This is a genomic window from Conexibacter woesei DSM 14684, assembly GCF_000025265.1.
GTDB classification, from domain to species: domain Bacteria; phylum Actinomycetota; class Thermoleophilia; order Solirubrobacterales; family Solirubrobacteraceae; genus Conexibacter; species Conexibacter woesei.
The window spans coordinates 811,884-831,087 of record NC_013739.1 but is presented as its reverse complement, the minus strand read 5'-3'; the positions used below and the strand labels follow the sequence as shown (position 1 = coordinate 831,087).

The 19,204-nt window shown below is 72.6% G+C and carries 22 protein-coding genes and 1 riboswitch; of the genes, 12 read left to right on the top strand and 10 right to left on the bottom strand.

Translation table 11 applies throughout. The annotated features are described in order from the left end of the window. Positions 1-2: 2 nt before the first annotated feature. The 6 genes from CWOE_RS03950 (at position 3) to CWOE_RS33280 (ending at position 5,556) form a co-directional block, all read left to right on the top strand. The gene (locus CWOE_RS03950) at positions 3-785 is read left to right on the top strand and encodes a phosphatase PAP2 family protein (RefSeq protein ID WP_012932278.1); all 783 of its coding nucleotides are present in this window, start codon (positions 3-5) and stop codon (positions 783-785) included. After that, positions 785-1,441: a CDP-alcohol phosphatidyltransferase family protein gene (locus tag CWOE_RS03945; RefSeq protein WP_012932277.1), complete on the top strand. Its 657-nt coding sequence runs from the start codon at positions 785-787 to the stop codon at positions 1,439-1,441. Before CWOE_RS03950 ends, CWOE_RS03945 begins: the two co-directional genes overlap by 1 nt. Before the next feature lie 55 nt (positions 1,442-1,496). Beyond that, positions 1,497-2,669 carry an inositol-3-phosphate synthase gene (locus CWOE_RS03940; RefSeq protein ID WP_012932276.1) on the top strand — a complete coding sequence of 391 codons (1,173 nt, stop codon included), beginning with the start codon at positions 1,497-1,499 and terminating at the stop codon, positions 2,667-2,669. Between the two features lie 80 nt (positions 2,670-2,749). Continuing rightward, positions 2,750-4,672, top strand: a complete 1,923-nt coding sequence (locus tag CWOE_RS30155; RefSeq protein ID WP_012932275.1) for a glycosyltransferase — start codon at positions 2,750-2,752, stop codon at positions 4,670-4,672. A 47-nt stretch (positions 4,673-4,719) separates the two neighbouring features. Then, complete coding sequence (locus CWOE_RS03930) at positions 4,720-5,328, top strand: uracil-DNA glycosylase family protein (protein ID WP_041730082.1); 609 nt, start codon at positions 4,720-4,722, stop codon at positions 5,326-5,328. 51 nt (positions 5,329-5,379) lie between these two features. Then, positions 5,380-5,556: a hypothetical protein gene (locus tag CWOE_RS33280; RefSeq protein WP_012932273.1), complete on the top strand. Its 177-nt coding sequence runs from the start codon at positions 5,380-5,382 to the stop codon at positions 5,554-5,556. 9 nt (positions 5,557-5,565) lie between these two features. On the opposite strand, the gene CWOE_RS30150 is transcribed toward CWOE_RS33280, so the two are convergent. Both CWOE_RS30150 and CWOE_RS03920 read right to left on the bottom strand, forming a co-directional pair. Further along, positions 5,566-6,363 (bottom strand): DUF4097 family beta strand repeat-containing protein, encoded by a 798-nt coding sequence (locus CWOE_RS30150; RefSeq protein WP_049793172.1) that lies wholly within the window; start codon positions 6,361-6,363, stop codon positions 5,566-5,568. An 83-nt stretch (positions 6,364-6,446) separates the two neighbouring features. Then, on the bottom strand, positions 6,447-7,385 hold the full coding sequence (locus CWOE_RS03920; RefSeq protein WP_012932271.1) for an NAD(P)H-quinone oxidoreductase: 939 nt from the start codon (positions 7,383-7,385) through the stop codon (positions 6,447-6,449). Positions 7,386-7,471: 86 nt separating this feature from the next. Here CWOE_RS03920 and CWOE_RS03915 point away from each other — a divergent pair, with 86 nt between their 5' ends. Next, on the top strand, positions 7,472-8,281 hold the full coding sequence (locus CWOE_RS03915) for an alpha/beta fold hydrolase (RefSeq protein ID WP_012932270.1): 810 nt from the start codon (positions 7,472-7,474) through the stop codon (positions 8,279-8,281). Between the two features lie 52 nt (positions 8,282-8,333). On the opposite strand, the gene CWOE_RS03910 is transcribed toward CWOE_RS03915, so the two are convergent. Continuing rightward, positions 8,334-8,969, bottom strand: a complete 636-nt coding sequence (locus CWOE_RS03910) for a VOC family protein (RefSeq protein WP_012932269.1) — start codon at positions 8,967-8,969, stop codon at positions 8,334-8,336. Positions 8,970-9,026: 57 nt separating this feature from the next. After that, positions 9,027-10,397 carry a 23S rRNA (uracil(1939)-C(5))-methyltransferase RlmD gene (gene rlmD / locus CWOE_RS03905; RefSeq protein ID WP_012932268.1) on the bottom strand — a complete coding sequence of 457 codons (1,371 nt, stop codon included), beginning with the start codon at positions 10,395-10,397 and terminating at the stop codon, positions 9,027-9,029. A 24-nt stretch (positions 10,398-10,421) separates the two neighbouring features. Between rlmD and CWOE_RS03900 the strand changes: the two genes are divergently transcribed. Beyond that, positions 10,422-11,936 carry a gluzincin family metallopeptidase gene (locus CWOE_RS03900; protein WP_012932267.1) on the top strand — a complete coding sequence of 505 codons (1,515 nt, stop codon included), beginning with the start codon at positions 10,422-10,424 and terminating at the stop codon, positions 11,934-11,936. A 10-nt stretch (positions 11,937-11,946) separates the two neighbouring features. Continuing rightward, the gene (locus tag CWOE_RS30145) at positions 11,947-12,381 is read left to right on the top strand and encodes a GFA family protein (RefSeq protein ID WP_160165469.1); all 435 of its coding nucleotides are present in this window, start codon (positions 11,947-11,949) and stop codon (positions 12,379-12,381) included. 58 nt (positions 12,382-12,439) lie between these two features. On the opposite strand, the gene CWOE_RS33275 is transcribed toward CWOE_RS30145, so the two are convergent. Continuing rightward, entirely contained in the window at positions 12,440-13,639 is a 1,200-nt protein-coding gene (locus tag CWOE_RS33275; RefSeq protein WP_012932265.1) for a hypothetical protein, read from the bottom strand. Positions 13,640-13,707: 68 nt separating this feature from the next. Continuing rightward, positions 13,708-14,580, bottom strand: coding sequence for an ornithine carbamoyltransferase (gene argF, locus CWOE_RS03885; RefSeq protein WP_012932264.1), 873 nt, complete (start codon positions 14,578-14,580; stop codon positions 13,708-13,710). A gap of 23 nt (positions 14,581-14,603) precedes the next feature. Here argF and CWOE_RS03880 point away from each other — a divergent pair, with 23 nt between their 5' ends. Continuing rightward, on the top strand, positions 14,604-15,284 hold the full coding sequence (locus tag CWOE_RS03880; RefSeq protein ID WP_012932263.1) for an endonuclease/exonuclease/phosphatase family protein: 681 nt from the start codon (positions 14,604-14,606) through the stop codon (positions 15,282-15,284). Between the two features lie 7 nt (positions 15,285-15,291). Here CWOE_RS03880 and CWOE_RS03875 read toward each other — a convergent pair whose 3' ends face one another. From CWOE_RS03875 to thiO, 4 genes are all read right to left on the bottom strand, one after another. Then, positions 15,292-15,816 (bottom strand): ester cyclase, encoded by a 525-nt coding sequence (locus tag CWOE_RS03875; protein ID WP_012932262.1) that lies wholly within the window; start codon positions 15,814-15,816, stop codon positions 15,292-15,294. Continuing rightward, a complete protein-coding gene (locus tag CWOE_RS03870; RefSeq protein ID WP_012932261.1) occupies positions 15,809-16,684 on the bottom strand; it encodes a thiazole synthase in 876 nt (291 codons plus the stop codon). Before CWOE_RS03870 ends, CWOE_RS03875 begins: the two co-directional genes overlap by 8 nt. Positions 16,685-16,692: 8 nt before the next feature. After that, on the bottom strand, positions 16,693-16,899 hold the full coding sequence (gene thiS, locus CWOE_RS03865; protein WP_012932260.1) for a sulfur carrier protein ThiS: 207 nt from the start codon (positions 16,897-16,899) through the stop codon (positions 16,693-16,695). Continuing rightward, the gene (gene thiO / locus CWOE_RS03860) at positions 16,896-18,074 is read right to left on the bottom strand and encodes a glycine oxidase ThiO (RefSeq protein WP_012932259.1); all 1,179 of its coding nucleotides are present in this window, start codon (positions 18,072-18,074) and stop codon (positions 16,896-16,898) included. Before thiO ends, thiS begins: the two co-directional genes overlap by 4 nt. Then, positions 18,066-18,178: riboswitch (TPP riboswitch) on the bottom strand. It overlaps the preceding gene by 9 nt. 54 nt (positions 18,179-18,232) lie before the next feature. Between thiO and CWOE_RS03855 the strand changes: the two genes are divergently transcribed. Then, complete coding sequence (locus CWOE_RS03855) at positions 18,233-18,628, top strand: hypothetical protein (RefSeq protein ID WP_041730079.1); 396 nt, start codon at positions 18,233-18,235, stop codon at positions 18,626-18,628. A gap of 58 nt (positions 18,629-18,686) precedes the next feature. Then, complete coding sequence (locus CWOE_RS03850) at positions 18,687-19,193, top strand: DUF1269 domain-containing protein (RefSeq protein ID WP_012932257.1); 507 nt, start codon at positions 18,687-18,689, stop codon at positions 19,191-19,193. Positions 19,194-19,204 lie beyond the last annotated feature (11 nt).

Below are 19,204 nucleotides of genomic sequence, written 5' to 3'. Positions count from 1 at the left end.
ACATGATCCGTACGCTTCGCGACATCGAGCGACGGGTGCTGCCGCATGGTTGGGCTGATCTCGCGCGGCAGCTGCTCCTCTTCGCCGCTGCTTACTACGCCTACCAGATCGTCCGCGGCGCAGCCGACGGCAAGGCGGCGGTCGCGGCGTGGAACGCCACGAACATCATCGGGCTCGAACAGAGCCTGAACCTGTTCATCGAGCCGAGCGTGCAGGCGTGGGCGGCGAGCACCGGCTGGGTCGCCGACGTGACCGCCTGGCTCTACATCAACTCGCACTTCGTCGTGACGGTCGGCGGGCTGGCCTTCATCTACCTGTTCCGCAACGACTCCTTCTACTTCGTGCGGAACATGTTCATGATCGCGATGGTGATCGCGCTCGTCGGCTACGCCGCCTACCCGACCGCACCGCCGCGGCTGATGCCCGAATGGGGCTTCACCGACACGGTCGCCACGTTCACCGGCGTCAAGGCCGAGTCGAACTCGACCGTCAGCGCGCTCGTGAACCTCTACGCCGCCGTGCCCTCGATGCACGTCTGCTTCGCGCTGATGATCGGCTGGCCGCTCGCGCGGCTCGTGCGGCCGAGAGCGCTGAAGGCGTTCTGGTTCCTCTACCCGTTCGTCGTCATGTTCGTCGTCGTCGCGACCGGCAACCACTGGATCTTCGACGCGGTCCTCGGCGCCTCCGCCGCCGGCGTCTCCGCGCTCCTCTCTCAGCAGCTGCTCGCGCGCTGGCGCCCGCAGGCGTGGTCGTTCGGCAGCGACCGCGCCGAGGCGACTGCCTGATGGCCTCACCCGAGCCTGACGGGCGCCGCCGGCGCGGCGGCGAGCCGCGTGCCCGCGGCGAGCTGTCGGAGGTGATGAAGGACAAGCTGATCGAGTCGCGGCTGACGCCGAACGCGATCTCGCTGACCGGCCTCGTCGGCAACCTGATCGCCGCCGTGCTGGTCTGGCAGGAGTACTTCTTCCTCGCCGGCGTCGCCTTCATCCTCGGCTCGGTGATGGACACGCTCGACGGGCGCTACTCGCGCATGTCGGGCAAGGGCACGAAGTTCGGCGCGTTCCTCGACTCGACGCTCGACCGCGTCGAGGAGGGGATCGTGCTGACCGCCGTCGCCTACTACTTCTCGACCGCCGGCGACGACGTCGCGGTCGCCGCGACGGTCGTCGCCGTGCTGGCGTCGCTGATGGTCTCCTACACCCGCGCCCGCGCCGAGGCGCTCGGCGTCGAGTGCAAGGTCGGGATCGCCAGCCGCGCCGTGCGCGTCGTGATCCTCTCGATCGGCCTGATCTTCGCGAAGGGCGCCGGGATCGGCGACTTCGAGCTGCTCGCGCCGGCCGTCTACGTGCTCGCCGCGCTGTCGGTCTTCACGATGTTCCAGCGCATCTTCCACGTGCGCAGACAGCTCTCGGGCGGCCCACCGCCCGCAACTTCTGTGTAACCAGCGCCGCCTGTCGGGGTCTCTCCCGGCAGATCCTTCAGGAGGAAACACCTAAGTGAGCAACGCTTCCACCAACGGCGCGAGCCGGTACCAGGCGGACAAGGTCCGGGTCGCCATCATCGGCGTCGGGAACTGCGCCAACTCGTTCATCCAGGGCGTCCAGTACTACAGAGACGCCAATCCGGACGAGCGCGTCCCCGGCCTCATGCACGTCGATCTCGGCGGCTACCACGTCAGAGACATCGAGTTCACGGCCGCGTTCGACATCGACGCCGAGAAGGTCGGCAAGGATCTCGGCGAGGCGATCTGGTCCGGTCAGAACGACACGATCAAGTTTGCCGAGGTGCCGAGAATCGGCGTCACCGTCCAGCGCGGGATGACGCACGACGGGCTCGGCAAGTACCTGTCGCAGAAGATCAGAAAGGCCGACGGCCCGACGGCCGACATCGTCCAGATCCTCAAGGACACGAAGACCGACGTCGTCGTCTCCTACCTGCCGGTCGGTTCCGAGCAGGCGACGAAGTGGTACGTCGAGCAGGTCATCGAGGCCGGCTGCGGCTTCGTCAACTGCATCCCCGTCTTCATCGCCAGCGAGGACTACTGGGACGAGCGCTTCAAGAGAGCGAACCTCCCGATCGTCGGCGACGACATCAAGTCGCAGGTCGGCGCCACGATCACGCACCGCAACCTCGCGCGCCTGTTCCACGAGCGCGGCGTCAAGCTCGAGCACACCTCGCAGCTGAACGTCGGCGGCAACATGGACTTCTTCAACATGCTCGAGCGCGAGCGCCTCGAGTCGAAGAAGATCTCCAAGACGAACGCGGTGACCTCGGTCGCCGGCATCGAGCTGCCCGCCAGAGACGTCCACGTCGGTCCTTCGGACTACGTGCCGTGGCTGACGGACCGCAAGTGGGCGCACATCCGCCTCGAGGGCAGAGCGTTCGGCGACGTGCCGCTGATCGCCGAGCTGAAGCTCGAGGTGTGGGACTCGCCGAACTCCGCCGGCATCGTCACCGACGCCGTGCGCTGCTGCAAGCTGGCGCTGAACCACGGCATCGGCGGCCAGCTCGACGGCCCCAGCTCGTACCTGATGAAGTCGCCGCACAACCAGCGGCCCGACGACGAGGCGCGCAACGACACCGAGTCGTTCATCGCCGAGTACGGCCGCCAGCCCGGCACCAAGCCGACGGGCATCGCCCCGCCGGCCGAGAAGCCCGCCGAGGCGTAGCACCCGCCGCACACGAGCAGTTTCGGAACGGCCCGCCGCTCGGCGGGTCGTTCTCGTTCCGGAGGGATATCCTGCAACTCGTGTCAGAGCGCTTCGCGATCGCCCAGGTCACGCCGTACGCCTGGGAAGTGCCGCATGACGTGAACCGTGCGGTCGCACGCGTGGCGGACGAGCTGGCCGCGCGCGGCCACCGCGTCCTGATCGTCGCCCCATCGCAGTCGGCCGCGCTCGTGCGCGAGTCGCGCAAGGCGATCCACGCGGCGCGGCAGGACCCCGCCGCGCTGCTGGAGGGGACCGGGGACGGCTTCCCGCGCGTACTCGGCGTCGGCGAGGTGCTGCCGTTCTCCCCTTCCCGCCGCAAGGCCGTCTCGCTGCCGCTCGACGTCGCCCGCACGATCGAGCAGGCGCTCGCGATCGCGCCGCTCGACCTCGTCCACCTGCACGAGCCGTTCGCGCCGAGCGCCGCCAGCGCCGCGCTGCGCCACTCGCGCGCGCTCAACGTCGGCTCCTTCCACGCACCGACCGAGCGGATCCTGTCGACGCAGGTGGCACGCCGCGTCGTCGAGCTGTTCCTCGGCCGGCTCGACGCGCGCATCGCCAGCTACGACGCGACGCGCGACCTGCTCGCCCGCTGGTTCCCCGCCGACTACCGCGTGATCCTGCCGGGCGCCGACCCGCCGCGCGCGGTGGCCGACGGCGAGACGGCGCGCGGCGACGGCCCGCCCGAGCTGGTGCTCGTCTCCGACGAGGAGCGGCCGGCCGTGCGGACGTTCCTGCGCGCGCTGCGCCAGCTCCCGCTCGACGTGCCGTGGCACGCGACCGTGTGGTCCCCGCGCGGGATCCAGCCCGCCGGTGCGCTGCGCCGCGAGCTGCGCGACCGCGTCGCCTTCGCCGGCCCCGAGGACGTCGACGAGGCGACGCTGCTGGCACGCGCTGACGTCGCCGTGCGGGCCTCCTCAGGCGCCGCGCCGGCGCCGAGCGGCCTCCTCGGCGCGGTCGCCGCCGGCGCCGTCCCCGTCGTCGCGCGGCTGCCCGTCTACGAGGAGCTGGTCGGCGAGGGCGATCGCGGACTGCTGTTCGAGCCCGGGGACGTCGAGACGCTGGCGGCGCAGCTCGGCCGGCTCGTGCGCGAGCCGGCGCTGCGCGAGCGGCTGCGGGCGGGCGCGGAAGGGCTGCGCGAGCACCTCAGCTGGTCGCGCGTCGTCGACCAACTGGAGCAGGTCTACGGTGGCCTCGTCGCCAAGCGGCACGACGGCCGCGGCGACCCCGTGCTGCGCGCGAAGGTCGCGCAGCGGCGGCTGATCGACGTCGACCTCCACATGCACACCGACCACTCCGGCGACTGCGCGACGCCCGTGGAGGTGCTGCTCGCGACCGCCAAGGCGAGAGGGCTCGGCGCGATCGCCGTCACCGACCACAACGAGATATCGGGCGCGCTGGAGGCGCAGGCGAAGGCGAGCGGCATCAAGGTGATCGTCGGCGAGGAGGTCAAGACCAAGGACCAGGGCGAGGTGATCGGCCTGTTCCTGACGGAGCTGATCCCGCGCGGCCTCTCGCTCGCGGCGACGATCGCCGAGATCAAGCGCCAGGGCGGCGTCGTCTACGTCCCGCACCCGTTCGACCGGATGCACGCGGTGCCCGACTACGAGCATCTGCTGGCAGTGCTCGACGACGTCGACGCGATCGAGATCTTCAACCCCCGCATCGCGATCCAGGAGTTCAACGAGGAGGCCGTCCGCTTCGCCGCGAAGTACCGCATCCCGGCGGGCGCCGGCTCCGACGCGCACGTCGCGCAGGGGCTCGGCTCGGTGCGGATCCGGATGCCCGACTTCGACGGCCCGCAGGAGTTCATGGAGTCGCTGCGGGAGGCCGACGTGATCCGCACGCCCGCCAGCCTGCTGTACGTCCAGGCGCTGAAGTTCCTGCAGACGAAGGCGACGCCGGCCCCGGCGCGCAAGGCCGCACGCGACCGGCGCGTGCGGCGGGCGGTTCGCAAGTCCTGATGCACGGGCAGGGAGATGGCGGTGGCGCGTCCAATCTTCCCGAGAGCATGCCCGTGACCACAGATGACGAGATCCGCGAGAAGTACCTCGAGCGCGCCATCCGGGAGCTGAACCAGCTCACCCGCGAGCTCCAGAGCTGTCCCCACTGCCCGCGCGGCAACCTGATGCCCGTGCTGGGCTCCGGTCACCCGCAGGCCGACGTCTTCATGATCAAGTACCAGCCGCGGCCGTCGGAGGTCGAGGAGGGCGTCGCCTTCTACGGCCGTGCGGGCGGAGCGCTGATGAAGTCGCTCAAGCGGCTCCAGATCGACCCGCTCGCCGTCTACGGCACGCTCTGCGTCAAGTGCCCGGTCTCGGACCCGACGCTGGCCGACCCGGCCTGCGTCGAGCGGATCGTCGAGGAGCTGGCGATCGTGCAGCCGAAGATCGTCGTCGTGATGGGCGAGGAGGCGCTGCACGTCGTCAACGACCTCGACATCCCGCTCGCACGCGAGCTGGAGCAGGTGCCGGGCGCGATCCAGCACCTGACGCCGTCGGTCGACGCGCTGTACGTGCCGAACATCGATGAGGCGCTCGACGAGGAGGGCGCCAAGCGCGCCTTCTGGCGCGCTTTCAAGGTGCTCGGCGACTGGTACGCGGACCTGCCGCCGTACTAGGACCGGCACAAGCCGGTTCGGGCTGCGGCGGGGTGCGGGTAGACGGACCCCATGGACTTGGAGGAACGCACGCTCGAACAGGTCGGCGACACGTGCGAGGAGTGCGGCGCGAAGCTGACGCCGCGCGAGCAGCAGGCCGTGCTGGAGTCCGGCGGCCCGGCGCTCTGCACGACCCACGCCGCCGAGGTCGTCCCGCTGGGGGACGACGAGCCCGAGGACGCGGCGTAGCGCAGCGCGTCAGCGCGCGTCGGCGAGACGGACGACGCGCACGTCGCCGGAGGAGGTGCGCGCCTCGATCGTGCGTTTGGCGTCGACCGACTGGTCGACCTGCACGTCCCGATCGCCGCTTTCGGTGTCCGTCAGCACGTTGTACGTGTCGCCGCCGGGCACCGCCACCGTCACGTCGCCGGAGGCGGTGATCGCCTTGACGCGGTCGGGCGCGACGCGCGTGCGGACCTCGAGGTCGCCGCTGCTGGTGTTGACCGAGACGTCTCTGCCGCCGTACCCGACGACGGTCACGTCACCCGAGGAGACGTTGACCGACAGCTCGCCGGTGACGTCCTCGGCGCGCACGTCGCCGGAGCTGGCGTTCAGCGACACGCGACCACGCAGTCCGACGGCGCGCACGTCGCCGGCGTCGGCGTCGGCTGTGACCTGCGTGTCGCGCGGCACATGGATCTCGTAGTCGGTCGTGCAGGTGTTGACGCCGATGTTTCCCCAGAAGCCGCAGCCGCCGTCGACCTTCAGCGCGCTGCCGGTGAGCTGCTGTTCGCGGTCGGGCTTCGCCAGCCCCCAGCTGGCGTGCGCGACGACGCGCACGTCGTCGCGCTCCTCGCCGATCACCGTCACGTCGCCGGAGCCGCCGTCGATCCGCAGCTGCTCGACGGCGCCGTAGCTCGTGGTGGTCGTCTCCTTCTGACGGACGCCGAACGCGACGGCCGACAGCGCGGCGTAGAGGACCATCACGACGCCGAAGCCGGTGCAGAGGATCAGGAACGGCCGCGGAAGGCCTTTGCGAGGGGTGGTGGCGGGCACGACTGGCACGATAGGCGCCGCCGCCCGCTCGCGGAATGGGACCTCCTACCGGGCGGGCGGTGGGGCTGTCCCCACCCCAGCCTCTACGGCAGCAGAACGATCTTGCCGAGCTTGCCGCCCGCGGCGAAGCGGTCGTACGCCGCCTCGGCCTCGTCGAGGCCGAACGTCGCGGCGACCGGGACGCGCAGCGCGCCGCTCTGCACCAGCGGCAGCACGTGCCGCTCGAGGCGGCGGGCGGTCGCGGCCTTCTCCTCCAGCGGGCGCGCGCGCAGCGTCGAGGCGCGGATCGTGCCGCGCTTGCCCATCAGCTTCGCGAGGTTCAGCTCGCCCTTCGCGCCGGCGCCGATGCCGATCACGACGATCCGCCCCTCGATCGCGAGCGCGTCGACGTTCGCGTCGAGGTTCGGCGCGCCGACCAGCTCCAGCACGACGTCGAACGGGCCGTGCTCGGCGAAGCCCTCCGGCTCGATCACGGTCGCGCCGAGCGCGGCGACCTGGTCGCGCAGGTCGGGGTTGCGGACCGTCGCGGTGACGCGCGCGCCGGCCGCCCGGCCGAGCTGGATCGCGGCGGTGCCGACGCCGCCGGCCCCGCCGTGGACGAGCAGCCGCTCGCCCGCGCGCAGCCCGCCCTGCGAGAAGATCGCGTCGTGCGCGGTCGTGAAGACCTCCGGGAAGCCGCCGGCCGCGGGCCAGTCGAGCGCGTCGGGCACCGGAATCAGCTGCCGCTCGTGGACGACCGCCAGCTCGGCCTGTCCGCCGCCGCCGACGATCGCCATCACGCGATCACCGACGGCGAAGCGCGTCGCGCCGTCGCCGAGCGCGACGACCTCGCCCGCCAGCTCCAGGCCCGGGATGTCCTGCGGCGAGCCGGGCGGCGCCGGATAGCGCCCGCGGCGCTGCAGCATGTCGGCGCCGTTGATGCCGGCGGCGCGCACGCGGACGAGCGCTTCGCCCGCTCCGGCGGCCGGATCGGGGTGGTCTTCGACGTGGATCCCGCCGTCGCGGATGGTGGCTGCGCGCATGGCGCCGGAGTGTAGTGCCGACGGTTGATCCTGCGGATCGACCACCGAGTGTGTAAGAGTAGTCACAAGCTTCTGCAAAAACGCTCATGCAATTGCTGCCCCCCAAGCTTCCAAACCTCCGCGCGCTGCCGCCCATCTGGCGTGAGAGCCTGCTCCCCGCCGAGGCCGCATCGCTCGTGCTCGACCCGGTCTTCCGCGGCCACGGCGTCCCGGCCGGCCACGGCCGCCCGGTCCTGCTGATCCCCGGCTACCTCGCCGGCGACGCCTCGCTCACGACGATGGCACGCTGGCTGCAACGCGCCGGCTACCGCACCGAGCGCGCGGGAATCCGCCTCAACGTCGGCTGCGGCGGCGCCACCGTCACGCGGCTGGAGGAACGGCTGGAAGCGCTCTCCGCCGCCGCAGGAGGCCGCCGCGTGGCGCTCGTCGGACAGAGCCGCGGCGGCGCGCACGCCCGTGCGCTCGCCGGCCGCAGGCCGGAGCTGGTCAGCGGCGTCGTCGCGCTCGGCTCGCCGCTGCGCGACCCGCTGATGGTCCACCCGCTCGTGCGGATGAACGTCGAGCTGGTCGGGAGGCTCGGCTCGCTCGGCGTGCCCGGACTGCTGAACAGCGGCTGCCGCGACGGCGACTGCTGCGAGCCGCTGCGCGAGAACCTGCGCACGCCGCTCCCGCCCGACGTCGGCTACGTCTCGATCTACTCGCGCCGCGACGGGATCGTCGACTGGCGCGCCTGCCTCGATCCCGGAGCCGAGCACGTCGAGGTCGACGCGACCCATCTCGGCATGGGCTTCCACGCCCCGACGTATCGCGCCGTCGCCGCCGCCCTGCGCCGCTTCCGCGACGCGGAGCTGGGCGCCGACGAGCCGGCCGCCGCGCCGCTCGCCGCCGCCGCGTAGCGCGGCGTCGTCCTGGATTGGTGTCGCATGGCGACACCAAGGCAGGACGACCCTAGGCCGTCATCAGAGCGACCGGGAGGCCGAGGCCAGCTGAGCGGCGGAGCGAGGCGATACGGCGGCCCGGCTGGACGGCGTCACGCACCTCGCTGACGTGCTCGCCGAGCCGCGCGACGGTCGCGTCGATGTCCTCGCAGCACAGCGCGAGGCCCCAGAAAGACGCCGGGCGCTCGGCGCCGCCGGCGCGCTCGACGACGTCGGCCGGCTCCTGTACCGCTTCGAGGATCTCGGCGCCGAGGCGGAAGAACGCCTGCCGCGGCGCGCCGGCCGGCGTCGGCTCCTCGCGCACGCGGCGGAGGTCGAGCCCGGCCGCCTCGAGCGCGGTGACGGTACGGTCGAGCGCGGGCGAGACGGCGACGACGTGATCGATCCGCGTGACGCCGTTGGGATGGACCGGCGCCCGCTCGGCGAGCGGGGCGGTCGTCGCGCCCGCGAGCGCGGTCGGCAGGCCGTCCAGCTCGGTCGTCGTCGCGTCGCGCAGCGTCCAGCGCACGATCCCGCGACCGGCGGCGCGGCCGGCGAGCCGCAGCGCCACCCTGCCGATGCGGCACGTCTCCCCCTCGACGGCGAAGCCGAGCGCGGCCCAGCTCGCGGGCTCGTCCGCGATGGTCAGCTCGTCGATCTCCGGCACGGCGGCGATGCTAGACGGTCGGCGCCGCCCGCCGAGCCGCTTGGAAGCGGGCGCGCGCTAGACGCGCTCGAACAGCGCCACGCACTCTATGTGCGGGGTCTGCGGGAACATGTCGACCGGGCGCACCTTGCGCAGGACGTAGCCGGCCTCGGCGAGCTGCGCGCCGTTGGGCGCGAGCGTCGTCGGGTTGCAGGAGATGTAGACGAGCCGCTTCGGCGAGGCGTCGATGATCCGTCTGACGACCTTTCTCGACAGGCCGGCGCGCGGCGGGTCGACGACGACGACGTCGGGAGAGCCGGCGGTGTCGACGAGCAGTCTCAGCGCGGTGCGGACGTCGCCGGCGAAGAAGCGGGCGTTGTCGATCTCGTTCAGTCTCGCGTTCGCTATCGCGTCGCCGATCGCGTCCTCGATGATCTCCAGGCCCCACAGCTCGCCCGCACGCGGCGCCATCGTGAGGCCGACGGTGCCGATCCCGCAGTAGAGGTCGTAGAGCCGCTCGAAGCCGGCCAGCGAGGCGTAGTCGCCGGCGAGCGCGTAGAGCTTCTCCGCCATCTCGGTGTTGACCTGGAAGAAGGCGTTCGGGGAGACGCGGAACGACATCCCGTTCAGCTCCTCCTCGAGATAGTCGCTGCCGGCGATCAGCTCCGTGTCGCCCTCCGCGGTCGTCTCGCCGAGCCCGTCGAACTGCGTCCACAGCAGGCCGTCGCAGTCGACCGCCTCTGCGAACGCCTCGCGGTCGAGCTCGCCGGGCATCGTCACGAGGCGGACCTGGAACTGGCCGGTGCGGCGACCCTCGCGGATCACGCAGTTGCGCAGGAAGCCGCGACGCGTGCGGCGGTCGTACGCCGTCAGACCCTGCTCGCGGCAGAACGCCAGCACCTGGTCGCGGACCGCGTTGCCGCGCTCGGAGGCGAGCATGCAGTCGGCTATCGGGACGATCCGGTCCCACTCGCCGGGCGCGTGGAAGCCGAAGATCAACTCGCCTCTCTCGGCCGTCCCCTCGGTCCCGAACGAGTACTCGAGCTTGTTGCGGTAGCGCCACGTCTCCAGCGCCGGCACGATCGGCTCCAGCTCGAAGCCGCCGAGCTTGCCGATGCGGCGCAGCGCGTCGTCGACCTGCTTGGACTTGATCTCCAGCTGGCGCTCGTACGGCAGGATCTGCCACGGCGCGCCGGGGTGGTCGGCGACGGGCGCGATCCGATCCGGGCTCGGCTCGAGCACGTCGACCGTTATCGCCTCGCCGTAGTCGCGCTTGGTCTTCGTGACCTTCGCGCGCACGCGGTCGCCCGGGATCGCGCCGTGCACGAACAGCACGTAGCCCTCGTGACGCGCGACGCCGTTGCCGCCGAAGGCGAGGTCGTCGATCGTCAGCTCCAGCTCGGCGAAGCGGTCGGGGCGCTGCTTGCGTGGGGTCGTCGGCGTGCTCATGCGGACGCTTAGGATGGCAGGGTCATGGACCTCGGTGCGTATCGACTGCAAGCGGAGACGTTCGTCGCCGAGCTCGGCGACGAGTACTACACCCACTACGCCGGCCTCAAGGACGGGTTCGACGTCGACGCGATCTACGCGCGACACGCCGGTCTCTTCTCGTTCGACGCGGTCGCGCGGCTGCGCGAGCTGGCCGCCTCCGACGGCCGCTCGCCCGACGACGCGCGCCGCCTGCGGATGCTGCTCGACTTCGCTGTCGAGGGCTGTCTCGGACTCGCGACGACGGCGGAGGCGGCCGCGCTCGCGCAGCGGGAGGCCGGCCTGCGACTCGACGTCGGCGGCACCGTCGTCGGCTTCCGCGAGTCCGTCGTCGCGCAGGCGAACGAGCCCGGCCGCGAACGGCGCGCCGCGATCGAGGCGGCGCGCCTGGAGGCGACCGAGCGGGACTTGAACCCGCTCCACCGCGCGGCGCTGCAGCGCACGCACGCGGTCGTGCGCGAGCTGGGCTGGCCGAGCTACCGCGCGATGTGCGCCGACTGCAAGGGCGTCGACCTCGACGCGCTCTCGGCAGCGACGGAGACGTTCCTGGCGGCGACCGACGCCGACTACGACGCGATCGTCGGACCGGCGGTCGAGCGCGTCGTCGGCGTCGGGATGGCGCGGCTCACGCGCGCCGACCTGCCGTGGTTCTTCCGCGCCCGCGACGAGGACGCGTCGTTCCCGGCGCAGCAGCTGCTGCCCGCGTTCGAGGCGACGCTCGGCGGCCTCGGGCTCGAGCCGGCCGCCGGCGGCCGCGTGCTGCTCGACGTCGAGCCGCGGCCGCGCAAGTCGCCGCGCGCCTTCTGCGTGCCGGTGCGCGCGCCGGGCGACGTGCGGCTCGTCGTCGCGCCGGTCGGCGGCCGCGACGACTACGTCGCGCTGCTGCACGAGGGCGGGCACGCGCAGCACTTCGCGCACGTCGCGCCGGAGCTGCCGTTCGAGTTCCGCCACCTCGGCGACAACGCGGTGACGGAAGCGTTCGCGTTCCTCTTCGACCACCTCGCCGAGGACCCCGCGTGGCTGCGGCGCCGGCTCGGCGTCGCCGACGACGACGGCACCGTCGCCGCGCACGCGCGCGCCTCGCGGCTCGTCTACCTGCGGCGCTACGCGGCGAAGCTCTCCTACGAGCTGGTCGCGCACGGCGAGGACCCGCCCGGCGACGCGCTGCTGGCCGACGTCTACGCCCGCTCGCTGACCGACGCGCTGCGCGTCGCCTGGCCGACCGCGACCCACCTGTCCGACATGGACCCCGGCCTCTACGTCACCTCCTACCTGCGCGCCTGGGCGCTCGAGACGCACCTGCGCCGCTGGCTGAGCGACCGCTTCGGCGCGGAGTGGTTCGCGGTCCCGGAGGCGGGCACCGCGCTGCGTGAGCTGTGGCGTGACGGTCAGCGCCTCAGCGCCGAGGAGCTGCTCGGCTCGCTGACCGGCGAGCGGCTCGACTTCGGCGTGCTCGTCGCCGACCTCGGGCTCGGCGGCGGCGGCGAGGAAGCGCGCTAGCGTGAGCAGCGTGGCCGGATCACCGTCACCCGAGACCCCGCTGACCGGGACCTGCAACTGCGGGGCGGTGCGGATCGAGGTGCTGGCGCCGTTCGAGACCGCCGGCTACTGCCACTGCCGTCGCTGCCAGCGGCGGACGGGCACCGGCTCGTCGCTCGGCGGGATCGTCGCCGCGCGTGCGTTCCGCGTCGCGGCCGGCGCCGAGGCGCTGCGCGTCTGGCGGCCTCCGGACGACGGCTTCCCGAAGTGGTTCTGCGTCCACTGCGGCGGCCACCTCTTCAGCGGCGAGCCGGACGGCGACGGCACCGTCGGCGTGCGTTTCGGCGTGCTCGACGCCGACCCCGGCATCCGGCCGCAATGGCGCCAGTGGGTCGACTCGGCGCTGCCGTGGGAGCCAGTCCCGGAGGACGGGCTCCCACGTTACGGCGGCTCGTGCTTCGCATAGCGAGTTCCACGTCGGCGGCGCGAGCTTCGCGCCGCCACCGGGAACTCGCGGTACTCCTCTAGGCGAGCGCTCTGTCGATCGCGGAGACGACCGCTCTGCGATTCGCGTGGTCGACCTCGTAGCCGCGCACCACGCGCAGCTCGGCCTCTCTGAGGTCGCTGAGGCGCGCCTTGATCTTCGGCAGCGACAGGTCGTCGTAGCCGAGGATCGGGAACGCCGGGCCGACGCCGACCGCGCGACGCGCCTTGTCGGCGCTCTGGACCAGCCTGTCGACGGAGTCGGCGCGACGCGCCTTCGCCGACTTCTCCTCGAGCTTGCGCGAGAACGCCTCGAGCTGATCGATGCCCTTGCCGAACAGCTCGTCGAGGTTGCCGAGCACGTCGTCGGTCTGCTCGCGGCCGCGGCGCACCAGCTCCGAGACGAGGTCGTTCGCGTCTCCCCTCGTGACACGGCCCCTCTCGACCGCGTCGTCCATCGCGTCCTGGATCCGGTCGGCGGCGAGGAAGACGAGGTTGAGCGGCTCGATCACCCTGTCGGAGAGCTGCTCGCGGATCGCGCCGACGAGCTGGCCGAACGAGTCGTCGGCACCCTTCGCCTCCTTCACGCTCGCGGCGGCGGAGTTGACTCCGGCGGTCGCGGCGACCGGGTCGACGCGCAGCGCGGCGGGCGCTCTCCTGGCAGCGGCTCTTCTCGCGGCCGGTCTTCTCGCGGCGGGTCTTCTCGCCGCTCTCCTGGCGGCCGCTCTTCTCGCCGCTCTTCTGGCGGCGGGTCTTCTCGCGGCTCTTCTGGCAGCCGCTCTTCTCGCGGCCGGTCTTCTCGCCGCTCTCCTGGCGGCCGCTCTTCTCGCCGCTCTTCTGGCGGCGGGTCTTCTCGCGGCTCTTCTCGCAGCCGCTCTTCTCGCGGCCGGTCTTCTCGCCGCTCTTCTCGCGGCCGCTCTTCTCGCCGCTCTTCTCGCGGCGGGGGATCTTCTCGCGGCGGCTCTTCTGGCCGCCGCTCTTCTCGCGACCGGCGATCTTCTCGCGGTCGCTCTTCTCGCCGCTCTTCTTGCAGCGGGCGATCTTCTGGCGGCCGCGGCTCTTCTCGCAGCGGCGGCTCTCGGGGCGGGCGTCGCGGCAGCTCTGGCGGCGGGCGCTCTTCTCGCAGCGGCCGCTCGTCTGCTCGCGGTCGCTCTTCTCGACGTCGCTCTCGCGGCCGCCGATCTGCTCGCTGTCGCTCTTCTAGCGGCGGCGGGCGATGCGGGGGACTTCGGCTGCGGCATGACGGCTCCTCAGAAGCGTGGTGGAACGACCGATCCGCGCGAGGCTACCGCAGCGGCAAGTCGGGCAGCTACCGAAGCAACAGCTCGAGCAGCGCTTTCTGCGCGTGCCGGCGGTTCTCGGCCTGGTCCCAGATGCGCTGTCGAGCGCCGTAGAGGACCTCCGCGGTGATCTCGTCACCGGGGTGCGCGGGCAGGTCGTGAAGCGCGATCGCGTCCGGCGCGGCGAGGTCGAGCAACGCGTCGTCGACGCGGTAGGAGGCGAGCGCGGCGCGCCGTTCCTCAGCCGTCTCCTCGTCGCCCATGCTGACCCACACGTCGGTGTAGATCGCGTTCGCTCCGGCGACGGCCGCGGCCGGGTCCTCGAACAGCTGCGCGCCCGCGGTCGGCTCGAGCTGGTAGCCGCGCGGCGCGGCGACGCGCACCTCGACGCCGGCGAGCGAGCCGACGATCGCGAGCGAGCGAGCGACGTTGTTGCCGTCGCCGACGTACGTCAGCACGAGCCCGTCGAGCCGGCCGAACGTCTCCTTCAACGTCATCAGGTCCGCAAGCGCCTGGCACGGGTGATGGTCGGCCGTGAGCATGTTGAAGACGGGCACCGTCGCGTGCTCGGCGAGCTGCTCGACCAGCTCGTCGGCGTGGGTGCGGATGCCGAACGCGGCGACGTGACACGAGAGCACGTAGGCGGTGTCGCGGACCGGCTCGCCACGGCTCAGCTGCATCTCGTCCGGGCGCAGGATGACCGGGTGGCCGCCCAGCTCGAAGACGCCCGCCTCGAACGACAGCCGCGTCCGCGTCGAGGGCTTCTGGAAGATCAGTCCGATGCTCTTGCCGGCGAGTGCCGAGGACCCGAGCGGATCGCGCTTCAGCTCGATCGCGCGGTCGATCAGCGCGAGCAGCTCGTCTCTGCTCAGCTCGGCTCCGGTGAGGAAGTGGCGCGTCACGCGCGCCAGTGTACGGTCACACGATGGCGCTGCGCGTGCTGACCTGGAATCTCTTCCACGGGCGTGCGCTGCCGCCGCGCAACGCCGACCTGATCGACCAGTTTGCGGAGCGCATCGCGTCGTGGCCGTGGGACGTTGCGCTGCTGCAGGAGGTGCCGCCGTGGTGGCCGCCGGCGCTCGCCGCCGCGAGCGGCGCGCAGCAGCGCACCACACTCACCTCGCGCAACCAGCTGCTGCCGCTGCGACGCGCCGTCGCACGGCGCTGGCCGGAGCTGATCAAGTCGGGCGGCGGGGGCGCGAACGCGATCCTCGTGCGTGGCGCAAGCGACGCGATCGCCGCGCACGCGCGGCGACGGCTGTGCCTGTGGCCGGAGCGGCGCGTCGTGCACGCGGTCCGCGACGCGCACGGCAGCTGGTTCGCCAACCTCCACGCGACCGTGCACGACGACCCGCAGGCACGGCGTGAGATCGCCGCCGCGCGTGCGGCGACGCTGCGCTGGGCGGCCGGCGCGCCGCTCGTGCTCGGCGGCGACTTCAACGTGCGCGATCCCGACCTGCCCGGCTTCGCGCACGCGGGCGGCGTCAAGGTCGACCACGTCTTCGCGACGGGCGGGCTCGCACCGACAGCCGCGGTCGAGCTGCTCGACCGCGGCGACCTCTCCGACCATGCACCGTTGCTTGCAACGGTCGGAAAGTCGGCGTGACGACGCTCTACTGTCCGCGTGCGCGCAGCCCGAAGCCGCGCAGCGTCAGCAGCGCCTTCTCGCCGAGCGTGCCGTGTCTCGGCAGCACGCCGAGCTGCGTCGCCGCCTCGTAGAGGTCGTAGAAGGCGCGGATGCGCAGCAGCCTGCCGGCGCGCAGCTCGCAGTAGAAGACGCAGTGGATGACGACGAAGCGGCCGGTCGCCGGCAACCCGTCGACGGCCTCGCGATGCGTGCCCGCGAGCTTGCACGGCGCGGCGACGTAGCGACCGTCGGTGAGCCGCTCGCCGGCGCGCTCCAGGCGCGCGTCCGGGAAGCCGCTCCACAGCCTGCGCGCGAGGTCCTCCAGCTCGCCGACGCCGACGAGCGGCCCCTGCGTGAGCGGATCCTCGTAATGGACGTCGCCGTCGCACAGCGGCGCGAACGCGCGCGCGTCCCCGCCCGACCAAGCCGCCTCCCAGCCGTCGAGCAGCACGTCGACCGGGCGCTTGGCGACCGCGCCCGGGTCCTGCTCGGGATCGACCGCGTCAGCCATCCGCCGGCGCGACGAGCCCGAAGTCGGGCAGCCCGGCGTCGGGGGTCGAGGCCTCGGCGTAGAGCCGCCGCGGGATCCGCCCGGCGACGCGCGCGAGCCGGCCCGCGTCGACCGCGCCGCGGATCGCGCGCGACATCGCGTTCGGATCGTGCGCCCGCGAGATCGCGCTCGCGCACAGGACCGCGTCGCAGCCCAGCTCCATCGCGAGCGCGGCGTCGGAGGCGGTGCCGACGCCGGCGTCGAGGATCACCGGCAGCTCGGTCCGCTCGCGGATGATCGCGATGTTGTACGGGTTGTTGATCCCCATCCCGCTGCCGATCGGCGAGCCGAGCGGCATCACCGCGGCGCAGCCGACGTCCTCCAGCCGGCGCGCGAGGATCGGGTCGTCGGTCGTGTAGGGGAGCACGACGAAGCCGTCGTCGACGAGGATCTCGGCGGCTTCCAGCAGCTCCGGCGCGTCGGGCAGCAGGGTGCGGTCGTCGCCGATCACCTCGAGCTTGACCCAGTTCGTCTCGAACGCCTCGCGCGCGAGCTGCGCGGTGGTCACGGCGTCACGAGCGGTGTAGCAGCCGGCCGTGTTGGGCAGCAGCTCGACGCCTGCCTCCGCGATCACGTCCATGATCGAGCCGCGCGCGGCCGGGTCGACGCGACGCAGCGCGACGGTCACCAGCTCCGAGCCGCTGACGCTGATCGCGTCGGCCATCGCCTCCAGCGACTGGAAGCCGCCCGTGCCGAGCAGCAGGCGCGAGCCGAACGTGCGGCCGGCGATGACGAGGGGATCGTGCTCCGCATTGCGAGGTCCACGGTTGCGCCCGTCCTGCGCAGCCGACCGGGAACTCGCGGCATCCGATTCGCGGGTGTGGGACATGTCGCTCATCATCCTCCCTGGATCGCCATCACGACTTCCACCTGCGCGCCGTCGGCGAGCGCGGTCTGCTGCCACGCGCCGCGCGGCACGACCTCGCCGTCGACCGCGACGGCGATGCCGCGGGCGTCCTCGGTCACGTCGAGCAGCGCGAGCGCGCTCAGCACCGTCGCGCCGTCGCTCAGCTCGCGCTCCTCTCCGTTCAAGCGCACGATCATGCGGCGACCTCCTTGCCCTTCTTGGCTTGTGCGCCGAAGCGCGTCGGTGTGAACGGGGCCGCCAGCTCCCCGAGCGGGTCGCCGAGCAGCGAGGCGAGCAGCAGGTCGGCCGTGACCGGCGCGAGCAGGATCCCGTTGCGGTGGTGTCCGGCGGCCCAGTGGAGGCCGGCGAGCGCGCCGGGGCCGAGCGCCGGCGCGTTGTCGGGCGTGCCCGGCCGCAGCCCCGCCTCCAGCTCCTCGAGGATCAGCTCGGAGATGCCGGGGACCAGCTCGCTCGCGTCGCGCAGCAGCTCGAAGACGCCGCCGGCGGTGACGTCGGTGTCGTAGCCGCGCTCCTCCATCGTCGCGCCGAGCACGTAGCGACCGTCGCCGCGCGGTACGAGGTAGCCGGGATCCATCCGCAGGACGCGCGTGAAGAGGCCGGGACCGGCGGGATCGCGCAGCCGCAGGATCTGGCCCTTGACGGGGCGGACCGGAACGCACGCGTCACCGGGCAGGCCGGCGAGCTGCTGCGTCCACGCGCCGGCCGCGACGACGACGTGCTCGGCAGCGATCCGCTCGCCGCCCGCGAGCGTGACGCCGCTGACGCGCGAGTCGCCGGCGCTCGTGTCGATCCGCTGCACCGCGGCGCCCGTGCGCAGGTCGCCGCCGGCGGCACGCAGCGCGGCGGCGAGCGCGAGCGCGAGCGCTCGCGGGTCGACGGCGTGGTCGTCGGGCACGTCGAGTGCGAGCCGCAGCGTCGGCGCGAGGCCGGGCTCGCGGCGACGCGCCTCGCTCGGCAGCAGCCGCTCGACGTCGAGGCCGAGCTGGGCGCGGACGGCGCGCTCGCGGTCGAGCGCCTCCGCCTCGTCGCGGTCGCGCGCGACGACGAGCGTGCCGCAGCGCAGGAAGCCGGGATCGAGCGCGCTCGACTCGGCCAGCTCCGCGACGAACTGCGGGTAGCGCGCGGCGCTCTCCAGCCCGAGCGCGAGCAGCTCCCGCTCGGCGGTGTTCGCCTCGCTGACCGGCGCGAGCATGCCGGCGGCCGCGTGCGTCGCGCCCTGTGCGATCTGCGCGTCGCGCTCCAGCAGCACCGTCCGCAGCCCGCGCTGCTGCGCGCGCCATGCGACGGCGAGGCCGATGATCCCGCCGCCCACGACGGCGACGTCGAACGTTGGTTGCGATGGTTGGGGCACGTGCCTCCTTCCCTGCGCCGGCATTATCCGGATCAGGTGGTGACGGTCGGCGGTCTCGCTCACCGCCCTCTCAGCCCACTGGTGGGGCTCCCGTGGAGTCCGATGGTAGCGCGCAGCCGATCTGCGCAGCGGTCCCGGGGAGACAATACGATCGCGCCGTGGAGCAGACGCTCGACAGCCGCCGCATCGCCGCTCCGGCGGGCGCTCCCGAGCGCCCAACCTGGCTGTGGTCGGTCGGGATGCTCCTGCGCGCCCTCCTGACCGCGATCCCCGTCCTCATGCTGCTGAAGGTCTCGCTGACGCCGCTCGGCTGGGACGACGGGCTGCTGGATCTCGCCGCCCCGGTCGCCGTGACGCTGTCGCTCGGCCTCGCGATCGAGTCGCGCGGCAACTGGAAGCTGCGCTTCTGGCCGATCCTGCTCGTCTGCGTCGGAGCGCAGCTGTCGTCGAGCGCCAACGGCGTCTGGTCGGGTTGGGCATTCGTGCTGCTGGTCGTCATCGTGCGCTACGTCGCGACCGTCCCGGCGAACGCGCACGGACGCCGCGCCGCTTGAGTTCTCGGCGCAGCGCGCCGAGACTGTCCCGGACACGGAACGACGACGGGAGCGAGTGATGAGCGAGACGTTCGTGCTGATCGGGGCCTACGAGCGCGAGGTCGACGCGCAGGCCGACTACGAGGCGGTGCGGGAGCTGCACGCCGACGGGCTCGTGGGGACCTACGACGCGGCGGTCGTCCACCGCGACGGCGACGGCCACCTGCACGTCCGCCGGCACGAGAAGCCGACGCAGCACGGCGCCTGGACGGGGCTCGGCGTCGGCGCGGTGCTGGGGATCCTGTTCCCGCCGTCGCTGATCGGGACCGCACTCGTCGGCGGCGCGTTCGGCGGGCTCGTCGGCCACTTCTGGCGAGGGCTGCCGCGCAACGCGCTGAAAGAGCTGGGCGAGACGCTCGACGAGGGCGAGGCGGCGCTGTTCGTCGTCGGCGAGTCGACCGTCGAGGAGGCCGTCCGCGCCGCCGTCGCGCGTGCCGACAAGCTCGTCGCGAAGGAGCTGAAGGCCGAGTCGAAGGAGCTGAAGAAGGCGCTGGAGGAGGCCGAGAAGGAGCAGGCCGCGGCCTGAGCGGCGGCCGG

Bases quoted from the DNA above. Each gene is read 5' to 3' on its own strand.
- CWOE_RS03945 (WP_012932277.1), top strand. From the start codon at position 785: ATGGCCTCACCCGAGCCTGACGGGCGCCGCCGGCGCGGCGGCGAGCCG.
- CWOE_RS03880 (WP_012932263.1), top strand. From the start codon at position 14,604: ATGGCGCTGCGCGTGCTGACCTGGAATCTCTTCCACGGGCGTGCGCTG.
- thiS (WP_012932260.1), bottom strand. From the start codon at position 16,899: ATGATCGTGCGCTTGAACGGAGAGGAGCGCGAGCTGAGCGACGGCGCG.
- rlmD (WP_012932268.1), bottom strand. From the start codon at position 10,397: ATGAGCACGCCGACGACCCCACGCAAGCAGCGCCCCGACCGCTTCGCC.
- CWOE_RS03915 (WP_012932270.1), top strand. From the start codon at position 7,472: ATGCAATTGCTGCCCCCCAAGCTTCCAAACCTCCGCGCGCTGCCGCCC.
- CWOE_RS03950 (WP_012932278.1), top strand. From the start codon at position 3: ATGATCCGTACGCTTCGCGACATCGAGCGACGGGTGCTGCCGCATGGT.
- CWOE_RS33280 (WP_012932273.1), top strand. From the start codon at position 5,380: ATGGACTTGGAGGAACGCACGCTCGAACAGGTCGGCGACACGTGCGAG.
- CWOE_RS03920 (WP_012932271.1), bottom strand. From the start codon at position 7,385: ATGCGCGCAGCCACCATCCGCGACGGCGGGATCCACGTCGAAGACCAC.
- CWOE_RS03870 (WP_012932261.1), bottom strand. From the start codon at position 16,684: ATGTCCCACACCCGCGAATCGGATGCCGCGAGTTCCCGGTCGGCTGCG.
- CWOE_RS03850 (WP_012932257.1), top strand. From the start codon at position 18,687: ATGAGCGAGACGTTCGTGCTGATCGGGGCCTACGAGCGCGAGGTCGAC.
- CWOE_RS03930 (WP_041730082.1), top strand. From the start codon at position 4,720: ATGCCCGTGACCACAGATGACGAGATCCGCGAGAAGTACCTCGAGCGC.
- CWOE_RS03900 (WP_012932267.1), top strand. From the start codon at position 10,422: ATGGACCTCGGTGCGTATCGACTGCAAGCGGAGACGTTCGTCGCCGAG.
- CWOE_RS03875 (WP_012932262.1), bottom strand. From the start codon at position 15,816: ATGGCTGACGCGGTCGATCCCGAGCAGGACCCGGGCGCGGTCGCCAAG.
- CWOE_RS33275 (WP_012932265.1), bottom strand. From the start codon at position 13,639: ATGCCGCAGCCGAAGTCCCCCGCATCGCCCGCCGCCGCTAGAAGAGCG.